The organism is Pseudomonas sp. DL (genome assembly GCF_047199225.1).
GTDB lineage: Bacteria > Pseudomonadota > Gammaproteobacteria > Pseudomonadales > Pseudomonadaceae > Pseudomonas > Pseudomonas aeruginosa.
Map to the genome: position 1 here is coordinate 788,128 of NZ_CP178323.1, position 24,491 is coordinate 812,618.

Genomic DNA, 24,491 nt, shown 5'->3' on the forward strand with positions numbered 1-24,491 from the left:
TGGGTTCGCCCCTGGCCGCTCAGTCGCCGGCCTGGCCCAGCACGCCGCGCCAGCGTTCGAAGGCGGCGGTCGCGTAGCCTTCGCGCCAGACCAGCCAGGTGTCTACTTCGGCAAGGGGCAGGCTGCGCAGCGGCGGCGTGCCGAGCAGTTGCAGCACCGAGCGCGGCAGCACGCCGACACAGGCGCCGGCGGCGACGCAGGCGAGGATCGCATGGTAGGAGCCGACTTCCTGCACCGTCAGCGGCGTGCCCAGGCTGTCCTCGGCCAGTTGCCGGTAGGTGCAGCCACGGGCGAAGCCGGCCAGGGTGCGCAGGCGCACCTCGGCGACGTCGTGGACCGGCGGGTGTTCGGCCGGCAGGATCATCAGCAGTTCCTCGCGGAACAGCGGCTCGCCGCGCAGGCCGCTGCCATCGAGTTCGCCGGCCCAGCCCGGGCCGGCGGCCACCAGCGCGCAGTCCAGGCGCCGCGCCCGCACCCCATCGAACAACGCGCGACTGGTGCCGGTGGAGACTTCCAGGGCGACCCGCGGACAGGCCTTGTGATAGCTCGCCAGCAGCGCCGGCAGGCGGCTGGCCGCGGTGCTTTCCATGCTGCCCAGGCGCAGGCGCCCGCCGGGCTCGGCGGGATGCATCGACTGACGCGCCTCGTCGGCGAGAGCCAGCAACTGCTCGGCGTAGGCGAGGAATTCGCTGCCGCGTTCGGTCAGGCTCATGCGCTTGCCGTCGCGCAGGAACAGTTCGACGCCCAGGTCCTCCTCGAGCTGGCGGATCCGCGTGGTGACGTTCGACTGCGCTCGCTGCAACTGCTGAGCGGCGCGGGTGACGCTGGCTTCGTGGGCGACCGCGCGGAAGATTTCGAGGGAGGAAAGGTCCATCGATCTATCTCTTTATGAGAATGAATTGTTAAAAATATTCTTTTATGAAGATATATTGGTCAAGCGTCGGCCGACGCGGTGTCGTCCGACCGGGAGAGGGAATCGCCATGACTGACCGCTTCACGCGCCTGCTCGGCATCCAGCAGCCGATCATCCAGGCACCCATGCTCGGCGTCTCCACGCCGGCGCTGGCCGCCGCCGTATCCAACGCCGGCGGGCTCGGTTCGATCGCCATCACCGGTAGCGCCGCCGAGAAGGGCCGGGCGCTGATCCGCGAGGTGCGCGGGCTGACCGACAAGCCGTTCAACGTCAACCTGTTCTGCCACCGCCCGGGGCAGGCCGACCCGGCCCGCGAGCGCGCCTGGCTGGACTACCTGAAGCCGCTGTTCGCCGAGTTCGGCGCCGAGCCGCCGGCGCGCCTGAACAACATCTACCTGAGTTTCCTCGAAGACCCGACCCTGCTGCCGATGCTGCTGGAAGAGCGGCCGGCGGCGGTCAGCTTCCATTTCGGCGCGCCGCCCCGCGACCAGGTTCGCGCGTTGCAGGCGGCGGGCATCCGCGTACTGGTCTGTGCCACCACGCCGGAGGAAGCAGCCCTGGTGGAGGCCGCCGGCGCCGATGCGGTGGTCGCCCAGGGCATCGAGGCCGGTGGCCATCGCGGGGTGTTCGAGCCGGAGCGCGGCGACGCCGCCATCGGCACCCTGGCGCTGGTCCGCCTGCTGGCGGCGCGCGGTTCGCTACCGGTGGTGGCTGCCGGCGGGATCATGGACGGACGGGGCATCCGCGCCGCCCTGGAGCTGGGCGCGAGCGCCGTGCAGATGGGCACCGCCTTCGTCCTCTGTCCGGAGTCCTCGGCCAACGCCGCCTACCGCGAGGCGCTGAAGGGGCCGCGCGCGGCGCGCACCGCGCTGACCGTGACCATGTCCGGGCGCAGCGCCCGCGGCCTGCCCAACCGGATGTTCTTCGATGCCGCCGCGCCTGGAGTGCCGCCCTTGCCGGACTATCCGTTCGTCTACGACGCGACCAAAGCGTTGCAGACCGCCGCTCTGGCTCGCGGCAACCATGATTTCGCCGCCCAGTGGGCCGGCCAGGGCGCGGCGCTGGCGCGGGAGCTGCCGGCCGCCGAACTGCTGCGCACGCTGGTCGAGGAACTGCGCGGCTGAGGGAGGCCGTTCGCTGCGCGCGACGATGACTGTCTCTGTTCAGTTACCCCTGTGTTGTGCTTTTCTGCCTCCAGCACTGGAACGACAGGTGGAACATGGGACAGGACAAGTTGAAGGTCGCCGTTCTCTTCGGCGGCAGCAGTGAGGAACGGGACGTCTCCATCGCCAGCGGCGCGCAGGTGATCCAGGCTTTGCGCAGCGCCGGCCACCAGGTGCTGGCGGTGGATACCGCCAGCGGCCTGCTCGGCGCGGAGGAAGAGCGCCGCCTGCTGGCGAGCAAGGTCAAGGAGGTCCCGCCGGACTCCGACTCGCTGGCGATCATCCGCAGCGGCAAGCAGAGCCTGCTGAGCGCCGGCGAACTGGCTGGGGTCGACGTGTTCTTCCTCGCCCTGCACGGCGGCACCGGCGAGGACGGCACCCTGCAGGCGCTGCTGGATGCCGGTGGTTTCGCCTATACCGGCAGCGGCCACCTGGCCAGCGCCATGGCGATGGACAAGGACGTGGCCAAGCGCCTGTTCCTCGCCGCCGGGGTGGAGACCGCCAGTTGGCTGATGGCGCCGGCCTCGGAAGAGGCTGTGCGCGAGCAACTGGGCTTCCCCCTGGTGGTCAAGCCGAACAGCCAGGGCTCCACCGTGGGGCTGTCCATCGTGCATTCCCAGGCCGAATTGCAGCCGGCCATCGAGCTGGCCGGGCGCTATGGCGACCAGGTGATGCTGGAGCGCTTCGTCGCCGGCCGCGAGGTCACCGTCGGGGTGCTCGACGACCAGGCGCTGCCGGTGGGCGAGATTCTCCTCGGCGGCCAGGAGGTCTTCGACTACGAGCACAAGTACCAGGCCGGCGCGGTGCGCGAGGTGTTTCCCGCCGACCTGCCGCCGGCGATCGCCGCCGAGGCCCAGCGTCTGGCGCTGAAGGTACACCGGGCGCTGAAGCTGAGCGGCTACAGCCGCACCGACTTCCGCCTCGACGAACAGGGCCGGCTCTGGTGCCTGGAGGTCAATACCCTGCCGGGCATGACCGCCACCAGCCTGCTGCCGCAGGCCGCGGCGGCGGCCGGGATCGGTTTCGCCGAACTCTGCGAGCGGATCTGCCGGCTCGGCATCGAGCGCTGCAAGGGCGCGCGCAAGGCGCGTTCCTGATTCCCGCGGCCCGCCGCCGGGGCGGGCCGCGCCTTTCGCTCAGGCCTCGAGGTTCTCGACCCGCTCGAGGGTGTCGTAGAGGCTGTAGCGCTCCTGTTCGTCGCGTCGCACCCGGCCCATGGCGACGCACGGATCATGGGTGAAGACCAGTCGGCCGTTGCGGGCGATGAGGCTGTCCAGCAGGCGTTCCTTTTCCTCGATCAGGCCTTCCGGGAAGCGGTCGTAGCCCATGGTCAGCGGTAGGTGTACCCAGGGTGCGCCGGGGATCAGGTCGCCGCTGAATACCACCGGGCCGTCGGGCATGGCGATCTCCGGGAGCATCTGGCCCGGGGTATGGCCTTCGCTGAAATGGAAACGCCAGCCCTCGCCCAGATGCGCCGAGCGCTCGCCGTCGTCGAGCAGCTCCAGGCGTCCGCTGGCCTGCAGCAGGTCGAGCAGTTCCGGCACGAACGAGGCTCGGTCGCGCGGGTGCGGCTGGCGCGCGCGCTGCCAGTGGCGGCGGCCGCTGACGAAATGCGCGTTGGGGAACAGCAGGCGCGCCGGCTGGCCTTCTTCCCAGGCGGCGAGCAGGCCGCCGGCGTGGTCGAAGTGCAGGTGGGTGAGCAGCACCACGTCGATGTCGGCGTCGTCCAGGCCGACCGCGGCGAGGCTGTCGAGCAGTACGTGGCGCTCTTCCTGGACGCCGTAGCGCTGGCGCAGGGCGGGCGGGAAGAACGCGCCGATGCCGGTCTCCACCAGTACGTTGCGCTCGCCGTCGCGCACCAGCAGGGCACGGCAGCCGAGGTCGATGCGGTTCTCCGCATCGGGCTGCATCCAGCGTGACCAGAGCGCGCGCGGGGCATTGCCGAACATGGCGCCGCCGTCGAGTTTCTGGCTGTTGCCGAGGAGGGTGGTGAGGGTTCGCATGGATATGTCCTTGTTCCTGGTCTAGCGAATAACCGGCGGTTGCGTCGTTTTTCAAGAATGCCTGGCCGGCTTCCCGGGCGTCGTAGGGCGAATAACCGCTTCGCGGTTATCCGCCGTTATCGCGGGCTGTCGGCGGACAGCGCGTTGCATGCTGTCCCGGAAAAAACACGCGGCCCACGGGCCGCGCGACAACGCTCGACGGAAGCTTCAGAACTGTTCCGCCTCCAGGCCGTACAGGCTTTCGCTGCCGGCTTCGACGGCGGCGGCGAGGGAGTGCACGCGGGGCAGGATGCGGGCGAAGTAGAAGCGCGCGGTGGCCAGCTTGCCGTCGTGGAACGCCGGGTCGACCTCGCGCTGGCGCAGCGCGGCGGCGGCCATGCGCGCCCAGAGGTAGGCGTAGGCGGTATAGCCGAACAGATGCAGGTATTCCACCGAGGCTGCGCCGATCTCGCGCGGGTCGTTGCCGGCGCGGGCGACGATGCCCTGGGTGAGGTTGTCCAGCAGGTCCAGGGCGGTCAGCAGCGGGGTGACGAACTCCGCCAGTTCGGCGTTGGCGCCGGCGGCGAAGGCTCGCACCTCGCGGCTGAAGATGGAGAGGAACAGCCCGCCGTTGGCGACCACCTTGCGGCCCATCAGGTCGAGCGCCTGGATGCCGTTGGTGCCTTCGTAGATCTGCGCGATGCGTACGTCGCGCACCAGTTGCTCCTGGCCCCATTCGCGGATGTAGCCGTGGCCGCCGAACACCTGCTGGCCGAGCACGCAGCTCTCCAGGCCGGTATCGGTGAAGAAGGCCTTGGCCACCGGGGTCAACAGGGCCACCAGGGCTTCGGCCTGGCTGCGTTCTTCCTGGTCCTCGGCGTACTTGGCCAGGTCGAGCTGCTGCCCGACATAGGTGGAAAAGGCGCGGCCGCCCTCGGTCAGCGCCTTCATGGTGAGCAGCATGCGGCGCACGTCGGGGTGCACGATGATCGGGTCGGCGGCCTTGTCCCTGGCCACCGGGCCGGTCGGCGCGCGGCTTTGCAGGCGCTCGCGGGCGTAGGCGACGGCGCTCTGGTAGGACATCTCGGCGCAGCCGATGCCCTGGATGCCGATGGACAGGCGCTCGTAGTTCATCATGGTGAACATCGCCGCCAGGCCCTTGTTGACTTCGCCGACCAGCCAGCCACTGGCGCCGTCGAAGTTCATCACGCAGGTGGCCGAGGCCTTGATCCCCATCTTGTGCTCGATGGAGCCGCAGTGCACCGCGTTGCGTGCGCCGAGCGCGCCGTCGTCGCCGACCAGGAACTTCGGCACCAGGAACAGCGAGATGCCGCGCGAACCGGCCGGCGCGTCGGGCAGCTTGGCCAGCACCAGGTGGATGATGTTCTCGGTGAGGTCCTGCTCGCCGCCGGTGATGAAGATCTTCGTCCCGCTGATCCTGTATGAACCGTCGGCCTGCGGCTCGGCCTTGGTGCGGATGATGCCCAGGTCGGTGCCGGCGTGCGGTTCGGTCAGGCACATGGAGCCGGCCCAGGTGCCGGCGTACATGTTCGGCAGGTACCTGTTCTTCAGCTCCTCGCTGCCGTGCGCATCGAGGGCCAGGCAGGCGCCGGCGGAAAGGGTCGAATAGAGGCTGAAGCTGGCGTTGGCCGCGTACATCATCTCCTCGAACTGCACTGCCAGCATCTTCGGCATGCCCATGCCGCCATGGGCCGGATTGCCGGTGAGGCCGACCCAGCCGCCCTCGGCGTAGGTCGCGTAGGCCTCGCGGAAGCCGGCCGGGGTGCGCACGGCGCCGTCCTGCCACTGCGCGCCTTCTTCGTCGCCACTGCGGTTGAGCGGCGCGAGCAGGCCGCCGGTGACCTTGGCCGCTTCCTCGAGGATGGCGTCGGCGGTGTCGGCGTCGATCCGCTCGGCCAGTCGCGGCAGGCGCTGCCACAGGGCGGGGGCGTCGAACACGTCGTTGAGCAGGAAGCGCATGTCGCGCAGCGGGGCGTTGTATTCAGGCATTGCACACCTCGTCGGTGAACGGCCGGCGGGACGGCCGCAGGTACAGGGTTGCCCGTGCGCATCCTGCCTACGGCCGCCGTGGCACGGCCGTTGCACGGGCAATTCGGCTGGCGGCGCTCAGAGGGCGGCGGCCCACTCGCGCAGCACGTATTTCTGGATCTTGCCGGTGGAGGTCTTCGGCAGTTCCGAGAACACCACGGTACGCGGAATCTTGAACGCGGCCAGGTGTTCGCGACAGAACGCGACGATCTCGCTCTCGGCGAGCCCCTGATGATCGCTCTTCAGGGTAATGAACGCACAGGGCGTTTCCCCCCACTTTTCGTCGGGCCGCGCCACCACCGCCGCCTCCAGCACCGCCGGGTGGCGGTAGAGCACGCCCTCCAGTTCGATGGTGGAGATGTTTTCGCCGCCGGAGATGATGATGTCCTTGAGCCGGTCGCGGATCTCGATGTAGCCGTCCGGATGGCAGACCGCCAGGTCGCCGGTATGGAACCAGCCGCCGGCGAAGGCTTCCTCGGTGGCGCTGGGATTCTTCAGGTAGCCCTTCATCACGGTATTGCCGCGCATGAAGATCTCGCCGATGGACTGGCCGTCGCGCGGCACCGGCTCAAGGGTCTTCGGGTCGGCCACCATCACCCCTTCGAGGGTCGGGTAGCGCACGCCCTGGCGCGACTTGATCGCGGCGCGTCGCTCCAGCGGCAGGTCGTCCCACTCGCCGTGCCAGGCGCAGACCGTGACCGGGCCGTAGACCTCGGTGAGGCCGTAGACATGGGTGACGCGGATGCCCATCTCTTCCACCGCGCCGATCACCTTGGCCGGTGGCGCGGCGCCGGCGACCATGGCATGCACCGGGTGGTCGATGGCGGCCTTGGCCGAGTCGGGCATGTTGATCAGGGCGTTGAGCACGATGGGCGCGCCGCACAGGTGGCTGACCTGGTGCTCGCGGATCAGGGTGAGGACCTTTTGCGGATCGACCCGCCGCAGGCAGACGTGGACGCCGGCCAGCGCGGTCACCGTCCACGGATAGCACCAGCCGTTGCAGTGGAACATCGGCAGGGTCCAGAGGTACACCGGGTGCTGGCCCATGGACCAGGTCATCTGGTTGCCCAGCGCGTTCAGGTAGGCGCCGCGGTGATGGTAGACCACGCCCTTGGGGTTGCCGGTGGTGCCCGAGGTGTAGTTCAGCGAGATCGCCTGCCACTCGTCCCGGGGCCATTCCCAGGCGAACTGCGGGTCGCCCTCGGCGAGCAGCGCCTCGTAGTCCAGTTCGCCAACCGGGCGGCCTTCGCCATACTCGGGGTCGTTGACGTCGACCACCAGCGGCGGGTGGTCGAGCATACCGATGGCGGCATGGATCACCTCGTGGAATTCGTAGTCGGTGATCAGCACCTTGGCTTCGCCGTGTTGCAGCATGAAGGCGATGGCTTCGGCGTCGAGGCGTACGTTGAGGGTGTTCAGCACCGCGCCGATCATCGGCACGCCATAGTGCGCCTCGAGCATCTCGGGGATGTTCGGCAGCATCACCGCCACCGTGTCGCCCTGGCCGATGCCGCGCCCGGCCAGGGCCGAGGCCAGGCGTCGGCAGCGTTGGTAGGTCTGCGCCCAGTCGCGGCGGATGTTGCCGTGGATCACCGCGGGGTAGTGCGGATAGACGCTGGCGGTGCGCTCGATGAAGCTCAGCGGCGTCAGGGCGATGTGGTTGACGGCGGCGGGCGCGAGACCCTGTTCGAAGATCGACATGAAGAGTACCCCGTGGCTGATTGTTAGCTCTGTTCTGGGTAAGGGTCACGATCTGCCGCGCGCGGAGAGACTGCGTCGAAAACGGCTGGTTTCTCTGGCTCGGCAGATCGTGAACAGCTTCCAAGGACCAGGCGAAGCGCTCCTTGGGTTGGGGCGATTTATAGCAACGATGAAAAATATATGGAAGTTAAACCATAAGCTTATAGTATAAATACCATATAAGTTCCCAGGATCATCTTCCGCCCATGAGTCCGCTTCCCGCTTCGCCTGCCCTCAACAGCCTCCTGCGCCTGCTGCGCGAGGGCGCGCCGCTGGTCGAGCGGGTCGGTGCGCTGCGCCGCTTGCTGCTCGAACATCCGGGCACGCGCCAGGCCTGGTACCTGGCCTGGCAGCCGCAGGCGCAGACCTATACCCCGGTGCCGCCGTCGCCGGCGCTGCCGCCGGGCGCCGGCGAGCCGAACCGGGCCAGCGACCTGGCGTTGCGCGAGCGGCTGGTGCGCGACGGCCGGCTGGCTCTGGACGAATTGCGGCGTTCCGCGTCCTGGCTCGGCGCGCGCTTGCGGCGTGCCGGCGTGGAGCATGGCATGGCCTTCGCCCTCGACCTGCAGGCCGGCGACGAAGGCCTGCTGCTGGTGGCCAGCGATACGCCGCAGAGCGCTGCGCTGGACTGGCTCGGCCTGCTCCTCGCACCGTTGCTCGCCGCCGCCCGTGGCGTCACCCGCGCTGCACCGTTCCTCGCGGCCGACCCGCAGCCGGCGCTGCTGCTCGACGGCGAGGCGCAGGCGGTGGAATTCAACCAGGCCTTCCTTGCCTTGCTTGGCGAGCGGCCGCGCGAGGCCTGGCGCGCTTACCTCCCGGCCAACCATGGGCAACTGGTGCGCGCCAGCCTGGGGCAGGCGCGGGCCCTCGGCGAGGTGGAGGCGGAGTGCGACGGACGCATCCTGCTCTGGCAGTTCATTCCCGACAGCGCCGAGGCCCGGGTGCTGGCGCGCTGCCGCGACGCCACCGCCAGCCTGCGCGGCGAGCGCGAGGCGGCGCGGGCCAGCCGGCTGTACCGGCTGATCACCGAGAACACCACCGACCTGATTTCCCGGCATACCCTCGACGGCATTTTCCTCGACGCCTCGCCGGCCTCCTGGACCCTGCTCGGCTACTGGCCGGAGGAACTGCGCGGGCGTCCGGCGCAGGCGTTGTTCCACCCCCAGGACCGCGGCCAGGTGGCGCTGCGCGCGCGCGAAGCGCTGGAGCAGGACGGCTACCTGACCATCACCTACCGTATCCGCCACCGCGACGGCCGCTACCGCTGGTTCGAGACCGCCAGCCGGGCGATCCGCGAGACCTACACCGGGGCGGTGGTGGAGGTGGTCAGCGTGTCCCGCGATGTCACCCGGCGGGTCGAGGCGGAGGAGAACCGCCGGCGCCTGGCCGAAGTGGTCGAGGCGAACACCGACCTGGTGCTGTTCGTCGAGCATGGCGGCCGCGTCACCTACCTCAATCCTTCGGCACGTGCCGCCCTCGGCATCGCCGACGGGCAGGAGGCGCCGGCGCTGGAACGCCTGCTGGCCGGCGACACTCCGGCGCGGCTGGCCGAAGAGGGTTGGCGACAGGCGCGCGATGGCGGCGTTTGGAGCCGCGAGGGGCGCCTGCAACCGCAGGACGGGCGTCCGTCGCTGCCAGTCTCGCTGGTGTTGCTGGCCCATCGCGGCCGCGGCGAGGAGCGCTATTACTCGCTGGTGGCCCGCGACATGACCGAACGCGAACTGCGCGAGGCCCAGCAGCGCCGTCACCAGGACGAACTGGCGCACACTGCGCGGCTGGTCACTCTCGGCGAACTGGCCTCGGGCATCGCCCACGAGATCAACCAGCCGCTGGCGGCGGTGATGAACTACGCCAGCGCCAGCCAGCGTTACCTGGCCGTCCTCGGCAGCCAGCCCGAGGCCGCCGGGCGGGTGGCCGAGGGGCTGGCGCGGATCGGCGAGCACGCCGGCCACGCGGCGGAGGTGATCAAGCGCCTGCGCGCCTTCCTGCGCAAGGGCCAGCGGCGCCTGCAGGCGCTCGACCTCAACCAGGTGGCACGCGAGGCCATCGGCCTCTGCGCGTGGGAAGCCGGGCACTGGCAAGTGGCGGTGGAAGAGGCGATGACCGACAATCCGCCGCCGCTGTATGCCGACCGCGTGCTGCTCGAACAGGTGTTCCTCAATCTGCTGCGCAACGCCATCGAAGCCAACCGCGAGGCGCATCCCGGCTCGCCGTCGCGGGTCGTCATCGGTAGCCGCGTCGAGCCCGGCGGGCTGCTCTGCCTGTGGGTTCGCGACCAGGGACCGGGAGTGCCGGCGGATCAGCTGGAACACATTTTCACGCCGTTCCACACCAGCAAGCCGGAAGGGCTGGGCCTGGGCCTGTCGATGAGCCGCAGCATCGTCGAGGGCTTCGGCGGCACCCTCGAAGCCGAGCTGCCGGCGGATGGCGGGTTGCTCATGAACTGCCGGCTGCCGCTCGCCGCCGGCGCCACGGGAGGGTAACGATGGCTATGCCTGACGAAGCGCTGGTCTACGTGGTCGACGACGACCAGGGCATGCTCGAATCGACGGTCTGGCTGCTGGAATCGGTCGGCCTCAAGGCACGGCCCTTCACCCAGGGCCGGGACTTCCTCGATGCCTGCGAGGGCGGCCGCCATGCCTGCGTCCTGCTCGACGTGCGGATGCCCGGCATGGGCGGGCTGAACGTGCAGGACGAACTGCTGGCGCGCGGCATCGACCTGCCGGTGATCTTCGTCAGCGGCCATGCCGACGTGCCCATCGTGGTGCGCGCCTTCAAGGCCGGTGCGGTGGATTTCATCGAGAAACCCTACAACGAACAATTGCTGCTCGACAGCGTGCAGCAGGCCCTCGATCGCCACGCCCGTCGGCGCCGGCGCGGCGATCTCGACGCCGGGTTGCGCGAACGCCTGGACAGCCTCACCCCGCGCGAGCGCGACGTGCTCTTGCCGCTGGTGCGCGGCTATACCAGCCGCGAGGTGGCCGAGCAACTGGAAGTCAGCGTGAAGACCGTCGACCTCTACCGCGCGCGGGTGATGAAGCGCATGCAGGCCCAGACCCTGCCGGAGCTGGTGGGCATGGCCATCGCCGCCGGGCTGGTGGACCCGCTGCGCTTGCGCGAGGGCACCTGAGCGCGCGCGGGCCCTGGCGCAGGGCGGGAAGTGGCATAGTTTGATATCTCATATGGTTATATGAAAACCATATTTCACCGGATGTTTGGTTATTAATAGACTGCGGCCCACCCGGCGCCCGACGTCGAACCCCATTCCTCCGCGAGATACCCATCATGAAGATTCGCCTGCTTGGCGCAGCCGTGGCGGCTGTGTTCACCCTGATCGGCAGCGCTGCCCATGCCGACGACCTGGCCGACATCCGCAAAAAGGGCGAGATCGTCATCGGCACCCTTGGCACCGACGAGCCGAACAGCTTCATCGACCCGAAGACCCGTCAGATCATCGGCTACGAGGTCGATCTTGGTACCGAGATCGCCAAGGCCATCGGGGTCAAGCCGGTGTTCAAGCAGATTTCCGTGGCGGCGCGTATCCCGGAGTTGCAGCAGGGCCACGTGGACCTGCTCGCCGCCTCGCTGACCCACAACAAGGAGCGCGAGGCGCTGGTGGATTTCTCCTATTCGATCATCGTCACCGGGCAGAAGGCCCTGGTGAAGAAGAACGCCGGCTTCGCCTCGCTGCATGACCTCGACGGCAAGAAGGTGCTGACGGTCAAGGGCGGCACCCAGGAGCCGAACATCCGCAAGGCGCTGCCCAACGCCCAGGTGGTCACCTTCGAGACCAGCCAGCAGGCGCTGCTGGCGTTGCAGCAGGGCAAGGGTCAGGCCTTCGTCGACGACGAGTCGGCACTGGTCAACGATTTCGGCAAGCTCGGCGCGGCGGCCGGCGGCTACGCCATCCTGCCGGAGAACCTGAGTACCGAGGCCCTGGCCATCGCCTTCCGCAAGGGCAATCCGCAACTCAAGCAACTGGTCGACTCGACCCTCGCCGGCCTGGAGCGCAGCGGCGTGGCGGAGCAGCTGTACCTCAAGTGGTACGGGCCGGGCACCAAGTCCAACCTCAGCGAGCGCCACTTCAAGATCGATTCCGACCGGATCCCCGAGTGAGCGCCTGACGTCTCTGCGTGACGGCGACCATGCGCGTCGCCGCCCGTCCCCTGTGAGTCCTCGCGGACAGCGTGCGCCTTTCCCATGTTCGAGTTCGATTTCTCCCTGCTGCTGCGCGGCCAGTACCATGAGATGCTGGTCGCCGGCCTGCTGCTGTCGCTGAAGCTGGCCGCCGTCACCCTGGTCTTCGCCGTGCCGCTGGCGATGCTGGTGGCGCTGCTGCGCCTGGCGCCGTTGCGCGCCCTGCAATGGCTCGGTTTCGCCTATGTCGAGAGCATCCGCAACGTACCGCTGCTGGCGCACATGCTGTTCTGGTACTTCGCCGCGCCGGAATGGCTACCCGAGGACCTCAAGGCCTGGCTCTACGCCGGCAACATCGAGGCCGCCAGCGCTATCGTCGCGCTGACCCTGTACACCGCCGCGTTCATGAGCGAGGACATGCGCAGCGGCATCCGCGCGGTGCCCACGGTGCAACTGGAGGCCGCCCGCGCGCTGGGCTTCGGCTACCTGGCGAGCATGCGCCTGGTGATCCTCCCGCAGGCCTTGCGGATCACCGTACCGCCGCTGATCTCGCAAACCCTCAACCTGTGGAAGAACACCAGCATCGCCACGGTGATCGGCGTCGCCGAGCTGATGTACCAGGCCGGCCAGGTGGAGAGTTCGACCTTCCGCAGCTTCGAGTCCTTTGCCTTCGCCACCGCGGCCTATCTCAGCGTATCGCTGCTGATCACCGGCGCCGCCGCCTGGTACCAGCAGCGCTATCCGGGAGTCGAACGGCGATGACCACCCTGGAACTGATCGATAGCTACTGGCTGTACTTCCTCGTCGGCCAGTACCCCAACGGGCCGTTGGGCGGGCTGGCCCTGACCCTGGTCCTGGCCTCGCTGGCGCTGCTGCTGGCGCTGCCACTGGGCATCCTGCTCGGCCTGGCGCGGGTCAGCCCCTGGCGCTGGCTGCGCTGGCCGATCACCGCGCTGGTCTTCGTGGTGCGCGGGGTGCCGTTGCTGATGGTGATCTTCTGGGCCTATTTCTTCCTGCCGACACTCACCGGCCAGCGCACCGACCAGTTCACCACCATGCTGCTGGCGCTTGTGCTGTTCGACGCGGTGTACCTGGCCGAGATCGTCCGCGCCGGCATCCAGGGCCTCGACCGTGGCCAGTTCGAGGCGGCGCGTTCGCTCGGCCTGGGCTACCTGGCGAGCATGCGCCTGGTGATCCTCCCGCAGGCGCTGCGCAACATGCTGCCGTCGTTGGTCAACCAATTCGTCTCGACGATCAAGGAGACCTCCCTGGGCTACATCATCGGCCTGGCCGAAGTCAGCTTCATCGCCTCGCAGATCAATACCCAGGTATTCACCCTGCCGACCCAGGTCTACCTGATCCTCGGCCTCACCTATTTCATCCTGTGCTTCGGACTGTCGCGTTTCGCCTTCTGGCTCGAACGCCGCCAGGCGCAGCGCGGCAATCCCAAGGAGGCCCGATGATCCGGCTGGAAAAGGTCAACAAATGGTACGGCGCCTACCACGCCCTGGCGGATGTCGACGAACAGGTCGGCCGCGGTGAGGTGGTGGTGGTCTGCGGACCCTCGGGCTCCGGAAAATCCACCCTGATCCGTACCCTGAACCGCCTGGAACCGATCCAGGGCGGGCGCATCCTGATCGATGGCCAGGACATCCACGCTCCCGGCCTGGACCTCAATCGCTTCCGCTCGCACATCGGCTTCGTGTTCCAGCAGTTCAATCTGTTCCCGCACCTGAACGTGCTGGACAACTGCACCCTGGCGCCGCTCCGTTTGCGCGGCCTGAAACCCGCGGAGGCACGCCGCCAGGCCATGGCGCTGCTGGAGCGGGTCGGCCTGGCGGACAAAGCGGCGGCGTTCCCCGCGCGGCTTTCCGGCGGCCAGCAGCAGCGCGTGGCGATCGCCCGCGCGCTGGCGATGGAGCCGCCGCTGATGCTGTTCGACGAACCGACCAGCGCCCTCGACCCGGAGATGGTCGGCGAGGTGCTGCTGGTGATGCGCGACCTGGCCCGCGACGGCATGACCATGGTGGTGGTAACGCATGAGATGGGCTTCGCCCACGACGTCGCCGACCGCGTGCTGTTCATGGACGCCGGCCGGGTGCTGGAGCGCGCCAGCCCCGACGATTTCTTCAACCGCCCGCAGCACCCGCGTGCGCGGAAGTTCCTCGCCGACATCCGCACCCCCTTCGCCCAACCCCTGTGAGGAACGCCATGAGCACTCCGAGTCTGCCGATCATCGATATCGCCGCCCTTGCCGGCAGCGACCCGGCGGCGCGACGGTCGGTCGCCGTGCGAATCGACCGCGCCTGCCGCGAGCAGGGCTTCTTCTACGTGGTCGGGCACGGCGTCGAGGCGCAACTGGTCGAGCGCCTGGAGCGCCTGGCGCGGCAGTTCTTCGCCCTCGACGAGACGAGCAAGCTGCGCTGGCGCATGGAGCTTGGCGGGCGCGCCTGGCGCGGCTATTTCCCTCTTGGCGGCGAACTGACCTCCAACCGCCCGGACTGGAAGGAAGGCTTGTACCTGGGCAGCGAACTGGACGCTGAGCATCCCGAAGTGCGCGCCGGGACGCCGCTGCATGGCGCCAACCTGTTCCCCGAGGTGCCCGGCCTGCGCGAGACGCTGCTGGAGTACCTGGACGCAACCACCCGCGTCGGCCACCGGCTGATGGAGGGCATCGCCCTCGGTCTGGGACTGGAAGCCGACTACTTCGCCGCGCGCTATACCGGCGATCCGCTGATCCTCTTCCGCCTGTTCAATTACCCGAGCCAGCCAGTGCCGGAGGGCCTCGACGTGCAGTGGGGCGTCGGCGAACACACCGACTACGGCCTGCTCACGCTGCTCCACCAGGACGCCATCGGCGGCCTGCAGGTGCGCACCCCACAGGGTTGGCTGGAGGCTCCGCCGATACCGGGCTCGTTCGTCTGCAACCTCGGAGACATGCTCGAACGCATGACCGGCGGCCTCTACCGCAGCACGCCGCACCGGGTGGCACGCAACACTTCGGGGCGCGACCGCCTGTCGTTCCCGCTGTTCTTCGATCCGAACTTCCATGCCCGCGTGCAGCCCATCGAAGGGCTGCCCGAGGTGCCGGAACAGGATGACAGCGCCCGTCGCTGGGACCAGGCCAACGTCCACGCTTTCCACGGCGAGTACGGCGACTACCTGCTGAACAAGGTGGCCAAGGTATTCCCGCAGTTGCGCCGCGACCTGCTCTAGGCGCGCGGCCGGACGCTACGCTCCGGCCGCGCTGGCGGGTTCAGCCGAGCGGCGCCGGCGACCGCACCGGCTGGTAGGAGCGCTCGCCGCCCAGGGCTTCCGGCGTACGGCTGCTGCCCTGCAGGGCGGTGTCGAAGACCCCGGCGAAGCGCTGGCGATCCTCCAGGCTGGTGGCCAGCGCATGGCCATAGGAGACGATCGCCTGGTTCACCGGGAAGCGCTCGGCCTGGTAGCCGGCCAGGGCATCCTCCAGCGCGCAGGCGTCGCGCAAGGCCAGGTCGAGGGCGTCGGCCAGGGCGCTGGCGTCCTCGATGGCCAGGTTCATGCCTTGGCCGGTGATCGGATGCACGTTGTGGATGGCGTCGCCGAGCATCGCCACGTTGTCCGCCCAGTAGCGGTCCAGGTTCAGGTAGCCGATGGGGATGCCCTTGAAGCGCGAAGTGCCGGTGACGGCGGCGATCGCCTCGGCGCTCTCGTCGCCGACGAAGCGTTGCAAGCGTCGGCGCAGCGACTCGCCGCGGGTGTCGGCCATCAGCTCGCGCGCCTCCTCCCTGGGGAAGCTCACCACCAGTCGCGCGCGGTCGAAACCGATCGGATAGAAGTAGGCCAGCCCGCCCTGCGAGTCCACGTACAGGCGGTTGCGCTCGGCCACGCAGGGCGCCAGGGCGAAGGTGCCGACCAGCATCGGCGACGGGTAGGGGCGGCGTTCCACATCGATATCGAGCAGCCGGCGGCGCACGTAGGAGGCGATACCGTCGGCTCCCACCACCACCCGCGGACGCAGCACGCGGCCGTCGTTCAGGCGCACCTGGTCGATCGCGTGGCGCTCGTCGCGCTGCACCGCTTCGATGCGGGTCTCGAACAGCATCTCGACGGTCGCTTCGCCGTCGATCTTTTCCAGTACCAGGCGGCGCAGCGACTCGCAGGGCATGAGGATGAAATAGCCGCGCGCGTCGACGCTGGAATAGTTGAAATAGCGAAGCAGCTCGCCGTCGTGATAGACCTCCAGCTCATGGCGGACCCGCCCACCGCGACGGGTCACCTCGGCCAACAACCCGGCCGCCTCGACCACCCGGATGCCGGCCGGCTTGAGCAGGTCGGCGCCGTTGATCGCGCGTTCGCGCCGTGCCTGCTCCACTACCACCACGCGGTGGCCCTGGCGGCCGAGCAGGTAGGCGAGCATCGCCCCGCCGATGCCGCAGCCGTTGATCAGTACATCGATATGGTTGTCCGTCATGGATGAGTCTCCGTGTCGTTCCTGGCGGAAAAGGGAAGGGTGGAGGCAGCAGCATAGCGACGGAACGTTATGCAGAATGGGTGTTGTCTGCACTTGGTCGCCTGTCCGGCCCGGTTGTCCGGTCTCGCCGCCAGGCGGGAGTGCCGGCCCTTGCGGGCCGGACAGCTTCAGGAAGCGTCGATCCAGATGGTCTTCAACTCTGTGTACTGGTCGTGTGCCCAGACCGACTTGTCGCGACCGCCGAAGCCTGACTCCTTGTAGCCGCCGAAGGGCGTCGAGGCGTCGCCCTCGCCGAAGCAGTTGACGGTGACGATCCCCGCGCGGATCTCCCGCGACAGGCGCAGTGCGTGGCGCAGGCTGCCGGTGTAGGCCGAGGCGGCGAGGCCGTAGACGGTGTCGTTGGCCAGGGCGATGGCTTCGTCGATGTCGTCGAAAGAGGTGACCGAGAGCAGCGGGCCGAAGATTTCCTCGCGGAACAGCCGGCTGTGCGGCGAGACGCCATCGACCACGGTCGGCTCGACGAAGATGCCAGCCTCGGTGGCGCCGCCGAAGCGCACCGCCAACCGCTCCGTCCTGGCCTGGTCGAGGTACGCGCGGACCTTCTCGAAGTGCGCCGGGCTGACCAGCGCGCCGAGGCGATTACGCGGATCCAGCGGGTCGCCCATGCGCCACTCGCGGAGCTGCGCGCCGATGCGTTCGAGCAGCGCCTCGCGGACCTCGGCGTGGACGATCAGCCGCGAGGACGCCGAGCAGTTCTCGCCCATGTTCCAGAACGCGCCGTTGACCACGTGTTGCGCCACCAGGTCGAGGTCCTCGACATCGTTCATCACCACCGCCGGGTTCTTGCCGCCGCACTCCAGTACCACCCGCTTGAGGTTGGACTCGGCGGCGTACTTGAGGAACAGGCGGCCGGTCGCGGTGGAGCCGGTGAAGCTGACCATCGCCACGTCCGGGTGGCGGCCCAGCGGTTCGCCGGCCTCGCGGCCGCCGCCGGGGACCACGTTGAACACCCCGGCGGGGATCCCCGCCTGGCTGGCCAGTTCGGCGACGCGCAGGGCGGTCAGGCTGGTCTCGGGGGCCGGCTTGACCACTACGGAGCAGCCTGCCGCCAGCGCCGGGCCGATCTTCCAGGCGAGCATCAGCAGCGGGAAGTTCCACGGCAGCACCAGGCCGACCACGCCGATCGGCTCGCGTACCACCATGGCCAGCGCCGCCGAACCGACCGGGGCGGTGCCGTCGTAGATCTTGTCGATCAGTTCGGCATGCCAGCGCAGGGTATTGATGGTTTCCGGCAGGTCGGTGTGCTGGCATTCGCGGATCGGCTTGCCGCTGTCGAGGCTCTCCATCACCGCCAGTTCCAGCAGGTGCTCTTCCAGCAGCTCGGCCAGGCGCAGCAGCGCCGCCTTGCGCTCGGCGGGCGTGCGCGAGCGCCAGCGGCCGTCCTCGAACGCCCGCCGCGCGCTGGCCACGGCGTGCCCGACGTCCTCCGCGTCGCAGGCGGCGACCTGCGCCAGCAGCTCGCCGGTGGCCGGGTTGGTCGAGGCGAAGGTGCGGCCGCCGCAGGCATCGCGGAACCCTCCGTCGATGAAGGCGCGCTGGGGAAGGTCCAGCGTCGCGGCGATGGCCGCGTATTCCTCCCGGCTCAGCAGCTCAGTCATGGCGGCCACCCTCGACGATCCGCGCGACCTCGCCCTTGAGCCTGGCGACGATCTCCGCCAGTGCCGCCTTGCCGGCCTCGTCCAGCGCCTTCAGCGGCGCACGTACGCCGCCGGCGCGCAGGCCGGCCAGTTCGCAGCTGTGCTTGATCGACTGGACGAAGTGACCGCTTTCGAGAAAGTCCATCAGCGGCATCATCGCCGCCATGATGCGCCGGCCCTTGGCGAAGTCGTTCTCGACCACGCAGGCCTGGTACAGGGCGAGGTGTTCGCCAGGGATGAAATTGGAGCCGGCGCAGACCCAACTGCGCGCGCCCCAGGCGAAGAACTCCAGGGCCTGGTCGTCCCAGCCGCAGGACAAGGCGATCCGCGGGTGGCGGCAGGCCAGGCGGTGCAATTGCGCGGTGGAGCCGGAGCTTTCCTTGATCGCGACGATGTTGCGGCAGCCGGCGACGGCGGCGAAGAACGCCTCGTCCATCTCCACGCCCATCCGCGCCGGATAGTTGTAGAGCATGATCGGCAGGCCGGCGGCGCGGTCCACCGCCAGCACGTGCTCGGCGATCTCCCGCGAGGTCGGCAGCGCGTAGGGCGGCGAGCCGACCAGGATGGCGTCGGCGCCGATGGCGCGGGCGGCTTCGGCGTAGGCCAGCGAGTCCTCGGTGCGGATCGCGCCGGTTCCCACCACCAGCGGCAGGCGCCCGGCGATGACTTTGCTGGCGTGGGCGGCGAGGGCCAGGCGTTCCTCGGCGGTGTGCGCGTAGTACTCGCCGGTGGAGCCGCCGATCACGATGCCGTGCACCTTCGACTCGACGAGAAACTCCAGGACCTCGGCGAAGGCCTGGGTGTCGATGCTGCCGTCGGCGCTCAGCGGGGTGATGGCGGGGGTATAGATACCTTCGAATTTCACGGGGGTTCCTCCTGTGGGATGCTGGGCCGCGGCGCACCCGGCGGACGCTGCCGCGGCGGGTGGTTCAGGTGAGCGAAGCCGCCTGCTGCAGGTTCAGCGAACGGGTTTCCGGCGCCAGGGCCCAGGTCACGAGCAGCCCGAGCAGGGTCACCAGCGCGGCGGCGTACATGGTCTGGGCGGTACCCAGGGTTTCCAGGGAAAGCGGCACCAGGTAGGTGCCCACCGCGGCGCCGACGCGCGATAACGAGGTGCCGACGCCGACCGCGAAGGCGCGGATCTCGGTGGGGAACAGTTCGTTCGGGTAGACCAGTTGCAGCACCTGGGCGCCGCCGATGAACAGCGCGTAGGCACCGAACAGGCCGAGGATGGTCGCCTCCGAGCCGGCGTGGAAGACGCCCAGCCCGAGCAGCGCCAGGCCGGACCAGAGGAAGCTGTGCAGCAGCATGCAGCGCCGGCCGATGCGGTTGATCAGGCGGGTGGCGATGATGCAGCCGATGACGAACAGCAGGGTGATCGCCACCGAACCGTAGGAGGCCCAGTCGCCCTTCAGGTTCAGCGCCAGCAGCACCTTGGGCGCGAAGGCGTAGACGGCGAACACGGGGATCACCGAGCAGGTCCAGAACAGGGTGACGAAGAGCATGCGCTTGCCGTAGCCGGCGTAGAGCAGGTGCCAGATGGTGACCTTCCGTTCCAGCGCCTGTTCGGGCAGGTTCGCCAGCGAGAAGGCTTCGCCGTAGACCTGGCGGATGACCCGTTCTGCGTCCGCGTCGCGGCCCTTGCTCAGCAGCCAGCGCGGCGACTCGGGGGTGCCGATGCGTAGCAGGAACAGCACGGCGCCGATCGCCGCGGTGCTGGCCAGTACCAGGCGCCAGGCGTCCTCGCCGCCGCTGCGCAGGATCAGGTCGCCGACCAGGTAGGCGAAGGCGGCGCCGGCGAACCAGAGGATGGTCAGGGTGGCCAGGCGCGGTCCGCGATACTTCTTCGGCAGGAACTCCACCAGCAAGGCGGTGGCGACCGGGTACTCGATGCCCACCGCCACGCCGATCAGGAAGCGCAGGACGAACAGCGCCGCCGCCGAGTCGACCCCGTACTGCGCCAGGGAAGCGAGGACGAACAGGCTGGGGCCGACGAAGAACAGCCTGCGGCGGCCCAGGCGGTCGGTCAGCCAGCCGCCGAGGAAACCGCCGAAGAAGATGCCGACCAGCGCCGAGGCGGCGATCATGCCCTGCCAGAAACTGTTCAGTTGCAATGCCGCGGTCATCTGCAGCATCGCCACGCCGATGATGCTCAGCACGTAGCCGTCGACGAAGGAGCCGCCGCCGGAGCGCAGGGTCAACAGCCGGTGGAAGGCGTTGAGGGGTACGTCTTCGATCGAGGTCGTAGGATTTGTCATTATTGTCTCCTGGTTCTAACCGCTGCCGGTGAATTCGGGCCGAGCGAATCCGCGAGGCTGGAACGCTCTCCAGCTCCGGTCTTCAATGGCCGTCTGAATCGAAGTCGGCGCCCGTGGGCGCGTTACTAGGGATGCCTAGCTTTCTCTACCTGCTCGATACTGCCCCCACCTCAGGTTGAGGTTCACGCCAAGGGAAAGGAGTGGTTCGGGTGGATTGCCGCTGGGACCGGGCGCGCGCAGCAGGAAGTCGATCAGCTCGTTGCGTTCGCCCGCCAGCCAGTCGGCCAGCAGCTTCCCGGTGACGGTCCCGCGGGTTACCCCCAGGCCGTTGCAGCACAGGGCGCCATAGACGTTGGGCGCCAGCTCGCCGAAGTGCCCCATGTGGTTCCTCGACAGCGCCAGCGAGCCGCCCCAGGTGTAGTCGAAGCCGACTTCCGGGAGCATCGGGAAGCGCTGGCGGAACGAGGCGCGATGGCGTACGGCGAAGCGCTCAAGGTACTTCCCGGCGCTGCGTCCGTCAGGGTTGAAGCTGAAGCTGTTGCGGATCAGCAGGCGGTTGTCCGGGGTACGCCTCACCGTGGTGCCGTAAGGGTCGGCCGGGATCAGGCCCCAGTAGGGGCGCCCGCCGAGGCGGGCCTGCTCCTCGGCATCGAGCGGCCGGGTCAGGCTGGCGTAGGTGAAGATCGGCAGCATCCGCCCCTGGAGGAAGCCGAAGCTCATGCCGAAGGCGTTGTTCGCGAGGACCAGGCGGTCGGCCAGGATGCTGCCGTGGGGATGGCTCAGCAGGGTCCTGTCGCCATATTCCACGGCGGTGATCGGTGTGTGTTCGTAGAGGCTGACGTTGCCCGGCAGGCTGTCGGCCAGGCCCTTGACCAGGGCCGAGGGCTGCACCAGCAGGGTACCGGGGGTGAACAGGGCCTTGCGATAGAAAGCGGTGCCGATGTGTCCCGGGAGGTCGTCCGCCTCGATCACCTCGTAGGCCTGGCCGAGCCGATCGAGGCCGCGCCGGTAGGCGTCGAGCACAGCCACGCCGCGCGCCTCGACGGCCGCCTGGTACTTGCCGCAGGCCTTCATCTGGCAGTCGATGGCATGGCGCTGCACCTGTTCGCGGAGCAGCGACTGGCCGGCGAGATTGAGCTTCAGGCCGATCCGGGCGGTCGCTATGTCGCCGATGTAGTCGTCGGCGCCGATGTCGTGGGGCAGGTCGATGGCGAAGCCGGCGTTGCGCCCGGCGGTACCGAAGCCGACTTCCTGGGCCTCGACCAGGACGATCTCCTCGTCGGGAAAATGCAGCGCCAGCTGGCGCGCGGCGGCGAGGCCGGTGAAGCCGGCGCCGACCACCACCCAACGGGCGGCGCTCCTGCCGTAGTGGGCCGGCTTCGGCCGCCGCGGCGGGCTGAGGTGATACCAGCCGCAGGAACGGTCGTCGGCCGGAAGGTGGGTTACTTTCGTCATCGCAGGGACCTGACTCTTGTTATTGGAACCCGGTAACCATCCCCTGCGTGACCGCCTCCGCTTCTCGGGCGGGGCCGTGGCGCGGGGGCTCGCTAACCCTCGTAGACCAGCGCCACCTCCACTCCGGCCGGTGCCGCGTACTCGGCCATGCGCCGGCGCGACAGCTCGAAATGCGCACGGACGATGTCCGCCGCCGCATCCGGATCGCGCCGCTGGATGGCATCGACGATCTGGTCGTGCTGGTCGCAGGCGAGTTCCAGGTCGCGTTGCATGTCGTCGGTGGTCGGATGGCGGTAGAAGATCTTGCCCAGCCGCGCATGGTCGATCAGCAAGCGGCGCAGGCTCGGCATGAGGTAGTCGTTGTGGGCCATCCTGCCGATCTCCAGGTGGAAGGCGTCGTTGTGGATGACGCGGTTTTCCACATGCTTCTCTTCGATGGCCTTGCGGAAATCTTCCTGGATCGCCTTGAGCGTCTCGATCTCCGCTTCGCTGGCATGGGTGGCCGCCAGTTGCGTGGTGGCGATGTAGATCAGCGGCGCGGCGAGAAAGAAGGCGTGCAGCGAGTCGTGGCTCATGGCCGCGACGCGCGGCGCACGGTTGGCTTCCAGTTCGATGTAGCCCTCGGCGGCGATCTGCCGCAGCAGTTCGCGCACCGGCGGGCGCGAGAGGCCGAACTCGTCGCACAGGGCGAGTTCGTCGACGACCGCGCCGGGCGCCAGTTCCATGCTCAGGATCCGCCGGCGCAGCGCATCGCCCAGCACCGCCTTGCGGTCGAAGGGGGCATCGGCGCTGTTCGAGTCGACGTCGGGTTGGGCTTTCATGGAGGCCTTTCTACTTGTCATGGGCTTTGTCTACAGTTTGTATAATGACTATAGGGTTCTGTTAGTCAATATGTCTACAGGTTTTCGGGGCGTCTCCGCACCGTTCGTCCGCGCTGTTTCCGCTGACGCCGTGGCGTGTGAAAGGGGCAGCCCCCCGAGGGCGTATTTGAGCACATTCCCCCGGCGCGCCAGGGAGGCGCCAAGTCACATGGCTTGCGCATATGATGGAGCGCCCGGGGTTTTCGCCGTGACGGCAGGCGTCGCGGCCCGCTGGCCGGGAACAAGAAGAACAAGAGGCACGAATCGATGGAAAGAAGGCGTTTCAGCGCCGCCCTGCAAGGGCAGAACCTCAGGTTCACCGGGGCCGGGGAGGGGGGCTCGGCACGGGCGCGGGTGGGCTTCCTGCTGCTCGAACACTTTTCCCTGCCGGCCTTCACCCAGGCGCTGGACACCCTGGTGACCGCCAACCTGATCCGCAGCGAGTCCTTCGCGGTGAGCAACTTCAGCCTGAGCGGCGAGCCGGTGACCAGCGACCTCGGGTTGCTGATCTGCCCGGACCTGGCGCTCGCCTCGGCGGCGCTGCAAGGACTCGACCTGCTGGTGGTCTGCGGCGGTTTGCGCACGCCCCTGCGCTCGTCCGCCGCGCTGCGGGAAGCGTTGCAGGACGTGGCGTCGCGCGGCGTCGCCCTGGCCGGGCTGTGGAACGGTGCCTGGTTCCTCGGCGACGCCGGCCTGCTGGATGGCTACCGCTGCTGCATCCATCCCGAGCACCGCGCCGCCCTCGCCGAGATCGCCCGCAACAGCCAGGTGACCAGCGACAGCTATATGGTCGACCGCGACCGCCTGACCGCGGCCAGCCCCACCGGCGCCTTCAACCTGGCGCTGGAGTGGATCGCCCGGCGCCACGGGCGCGACCTGGTGGAGGCGGTGGTGGATATCCTCGCCTTCGAGGAGTCGCGCTACCGGCGGGTGCGCCCCGCCCTGCACGAGAAGATGAGCGAGCCGCTGCGCGAAGTGATCAACCTGATGGCGGCGAATATCGAGGAACCGCTCAGCCAGGAGCAGCTCGCCCACTACGTGGGGCGCTCGCGGCGGCAGATCGAGCGATTGTTCCAGCAGCAGCTCGGAACCACGCCGGTGCGCTACTACCTGGAGTTGCGGATCACCGAGTGCCGGCGCCTGCTGCAACATTCCGACCTGACCATGCTGGAGGTCCTGGTCGCCTGCGGCTTCGTCTCGCCCAGCCACTTCAGCAAGTGCTACACCGCCTTCTACGGCTACCCACCGTCGAAAGAAGTGCGCTACGGCAACGTCCGCTCGACGAAATGAGGGCGTTTCGCCGGACGCGGCCGGCATGCTAGAACGGACCTTTCGCCCTGGCCTGCGGAGGTCCTGCGCCATGTCCCAGCCTTTTCTCTGGCGTCGCGTCAACGACTCGTCCGGTTTCGCCGAGCCGCGGGTGTTCATCCGTGTCTACCTGGAACCGGGCAGCATCGATGCGGCCATCGCTTTCTACGAAGACCTGCAGGGCGTCGCCCACGACATGCGCTTCGACTTTCCCGAGAAACGCCTGACACTCGCCGCGGTCGGCGCCTTCCTCCTGCTGGAGGGCAGCGACGAGGCGCTGGCGCCGTTCCGCAGCACCACTGGCACCCTGCTGGTGGACGACATCGAGCCCTATCACCGGCGGTTGCTGGCTGCCGGCGCGCAGATCATCTTCGGGCCGGCGCGCGCGCCCACCGGCGCCTGCTTCAATGCGCTGCTGCCGGACGGCACGGTGGTCGAGTTCGTCCACCACCGGCCGCAGCCGGGCGAGGCCTGAA

21 protein-coding genes are annotated in these 24,491 nt (G+C 68.7%); 11 read left to right on the forward strand and 10 right to left on the reverse strand.

Annotated features, from left to right (window positions below):
• Positions 1-19: 19 nt before the first annotated feature.
• Entirely contained in the window at positions 20-874 is an 855-nt protein-coding gene (nmoR, locus tag ACI766_RS03715) for a LysR family transcriptional regulator NmoR (RefSeq protein ID WP_003104733.1), read from the reverse strand.
• 107 nt (positions 875-981) lie between these two features.
• Between nmoR and nmoA the strand changes: the two genes are divergently transcribed.
• Together nmoA and ACI766_RS03725 are read left to right on the forward strand one after the other, a co-directional pair.
• Positions 982-2,037: a nitronate monooxygenase gene (nmoA, locus tag ACI766_RS03720; protein WP_003104734.1), complete on the forward strand. Its 1,056-nt coding sequence runs from the start codon at positions 982-984 to the stop codon at positions 2,035-2,037.
• A gap of 95 nt (positions 2,038-2,132) precedes the next feature.
• Positions 2,133-3,173, forward strand: coding sequence for a D-alanine--D-alanine ligase (locus tag ACI766_RS03725; protein ID WP_023096430.1), 1,041 nt, complete (start codon positions 2,133-2,135; stop codon positions 3,171-3,173).
• Positions 3,174-3,212: 39 nt separating this feature from the next.
• Here ACI766_RS03725 and ACI766_RS03730 read toward each other — a convergent pair whose 3' ends face one another.
• The 3 genes from ACI766_RS03730 to ACI766_RS03740 all read right to left on the reverse strand — a co-directional run bounded on the left by ACI766_RS03730 (position 3,213) and on the right by ACI766_RS03740 (position 7,808).
• Positions 3,213-4,079 carry an MBL fold metallo-hydrolase gene (locus ACI766_RS03730; protein WP_003093600.1) on the reverse strand — a complete coding sequence of 289 codons (867 nt, stop codon included), beginning with the start codon at positions 4,077-4,079 and terminating at the stop codon, positions 3,213-3,215.
• 207 nt (positions 4,080-4,286) lie between these two features.
• Entirely contained in the window at positions 4,287-6,068 is a 1,782-nt protein-coding gene (locus ACI766_RS03735) for an acyl-CoA dehydrogenase C-terminal domain-containing protein (protein WP_003159276.1), read from the reverse strand.
• Between the two features lie 117 nt (positions 6,069-6,185).
• Positions 6,186-7,808: an acyl-CoA synthetase gene (locus ACI766_RS03740; RefSeq protein WP_003093598.1), complete on the reverse strand. Its 1,623-nt coding sequence runs from the start codon at positions 7,806-7,808 to the stop codon at positions 6,186-6,188.
• Positions 7,809-8,053: 245 nt separating this feature from the next.
• Between ACI766_RS03740 and bfiS the strand changes: the two genes are divergently transcribed.
• From bfiS to ACI766_RS03775, 7 genes are all read left to right on the forward strand, one after another.
• Complete coding sequence (gene bfiS, locus ACI766_RS03745; RefSeq protein ID WP_003123960.1) at positions 8,054-10,330, forward strand: two-component system sensor histidine kinase BfiS; 2,277 nt, start codon at positions 8,054-8,056, stop codon at positions 10,328-10,330.
• A gap of 2 nt (positions 10,331-10,332) precedes the next feature.
• On the forward strand, positions 10,333-10,977 hold the full coding sequence (gene bfiR / locus ACI766_RS03750) for a two-component system response regulator BfiR (protein ID WP_079389919.1): 645 nt from the start codon (positions 10,333-10,335) through the stop codon (positions 10,975-10,977).
• Positions 10,978-11,132: 155 nt separating this feature from the next.
• Positions 11,133-11,963: an ABC transporter substrate-binding protein gene (locus ACI766_RS03755; RefSeq protein ID WP_003123961.1), complete on the forward strand. Its 831-nt coding sequence runs from the start codon at positions 11,133-11,135 to the stop codon at positions 11,961-11,963.
• Between the two features lie 84 nt (positions 11,964-12,047).
• A complete protein-coding gene (locus ACI766_RS03760) occupies positions 12,048-12,746 on the forward strand; it encodes an amino acid ABC transporter permease (protein ID WP_016562288.1) in 699 nt (232 codons plus the stop codon).
• A complete protein-coding gene (locus ACI766_RS03765; protein ID WP_003101386.1) occupies positions 12,743-13,447 on the forward strand; it encodes an amino acid ABC transporter permease in 705 nt (234 codons plus the stop codon). The genes ACI766_RS03760 and ACI766_RS03765 overlap by 4 nt, the downstream gene beginning before the upstream one ends.
• On the forward strand, positions 13,444-14,187 hold the full coding sequence (locus tag ACI766_RS03770; protein WP_003144541.1) for an amino acid ABC transporter ATP-binding protein: 744 nt from the start codon (positions 13,444-13,446) through the stop codon (positions 14,185-14,187). The genes ACI766_RS03765 and ACI766_RS03770 overlap by 4 nt, the downstream gene beginning before the upstream one ends.
• Positions 14,188-14,195: 8 nt before the next feature.
• On the forward strand, positions 14,196-15,200 hold the full coding sequence (locus ACI766_RS03775) for an isopenicillin N synthase family dioxygenase (RefSeq protein ID WP_003101381.1): 1,005 nt from the start codon (positions 14,196-14,198) through the stop codon (positions 15,198-15,200).
• Positions 15,201-15,240: 40 nt separating this feature from the next.
• Here the strand turns inward: ACI766_RS03775 and pqsL are convergent, their stop codons facing one another.
• The 6 genes from pqsL to ACI766_RS03805 form a co-directional block, all read right to left on the reverse strand.
• Positions 15,241-16,437, reverse strand: a complete 1,197-nt coding sequence (gene pqsL / locus ACI766_RS03780; RefSeq protein ID WP_003101379.1) for an FAD-dependent monooxygenase PqsL — start codon at positions 16,435-16,437, stop codon at positions 15,241-15,243.
• Positions 16,438-16,604: 167 nt separating this feature from the next.
• Positions 16,605-18,095, reverse strand: coding sequence for an aldehyde dehydrogenase (locus ACI766_RS03785; RefSeq protein WP_017001524.1), 1,491 nt, complete (start codon positions 18,093-18,095; stop codon positions 16,605-16,607).
• Positions 18,088-18,999 carry a dihydrodipicolinate synthase family protein gene (locus ACI766_RS03790; protein WP_087823673.1) on the reverse strand — a complete coding sequence of 304 codons (912 nt, stop codon included), beginning with the start codon at positions 18,997-18,999 and terminating at the stop codon, positions 18,088-18,090. The genes ACI766_RS03785 and ACI766_RS03790 overlap by 8 nt, the downstream gene beginning before the upstream one ends.
• A gap of 64 nt (positions 19,000-19,063) precedes the next feature.
• Positions 19,064-20,392: an MFS transporter gene (locus tag ACI766_RS03795; protein WP_017001522.1), complete on the reverse strand. Its 1,329-nt coding sequence runs from the start codon at positions 20,390-20,392 to the stop codon at positions 19,064-19,066.
• 135 nt (positions 20,393-20,527) lie between these two features.
• On the reverse strand, positions 20,528-21,847 hold the full coding sequence (locus tag ACI766_RS03800; protein WP_003101373.1) for an NAD(P)/FAD-dependent oxidoreductase: 1,320 nt from the start codon (positions 21,845-21,847) through the stop codon (positions 20,528-20,530).
• 92 nt (positions 21,848-21,939) lie between these two features.
• Entirely contained in the window at positions 21,940-22,668 is a 729-nt protein-coding gene (locus ACI766_RS03805) for a GntR family transcriptional regulator (protein ID WP_003101372.1), read from the reverse strand.
• A gap of 306 nt (positions 22,669-22,974) precedes the next feature.
• On the opposite strand from ACI766_RS03805, the gene ACI766_RS03810 reads away from it, so the two are divergent.
• The gene (locus ACI766_RS03810; protein ID WP_003118991.1) at positions 22,975-23,997 is read left to right on the forward strand and encodes a GlxA family transcriptional regulator; all 1,023 of its coding nucleotides are present in this window, start codon (positions 22,975-22,977) and stop codon (positions 23,995-23,997) included.
• A gap of 25 nt (positions 23,998-24,022) precedes the next feature.
• Positions 24,023-24,490 (forward strand): VOC family protein, encoded by a 468-nt coding sequence (locus ACI766_RS03815; protein ID WP_003118992.1) that lies wholly within the window; start codon positions 24,023-24,025, stop codon positions 24,488-24,490.
• Position 24,491 lies beyond the last annotated feature (1 nt).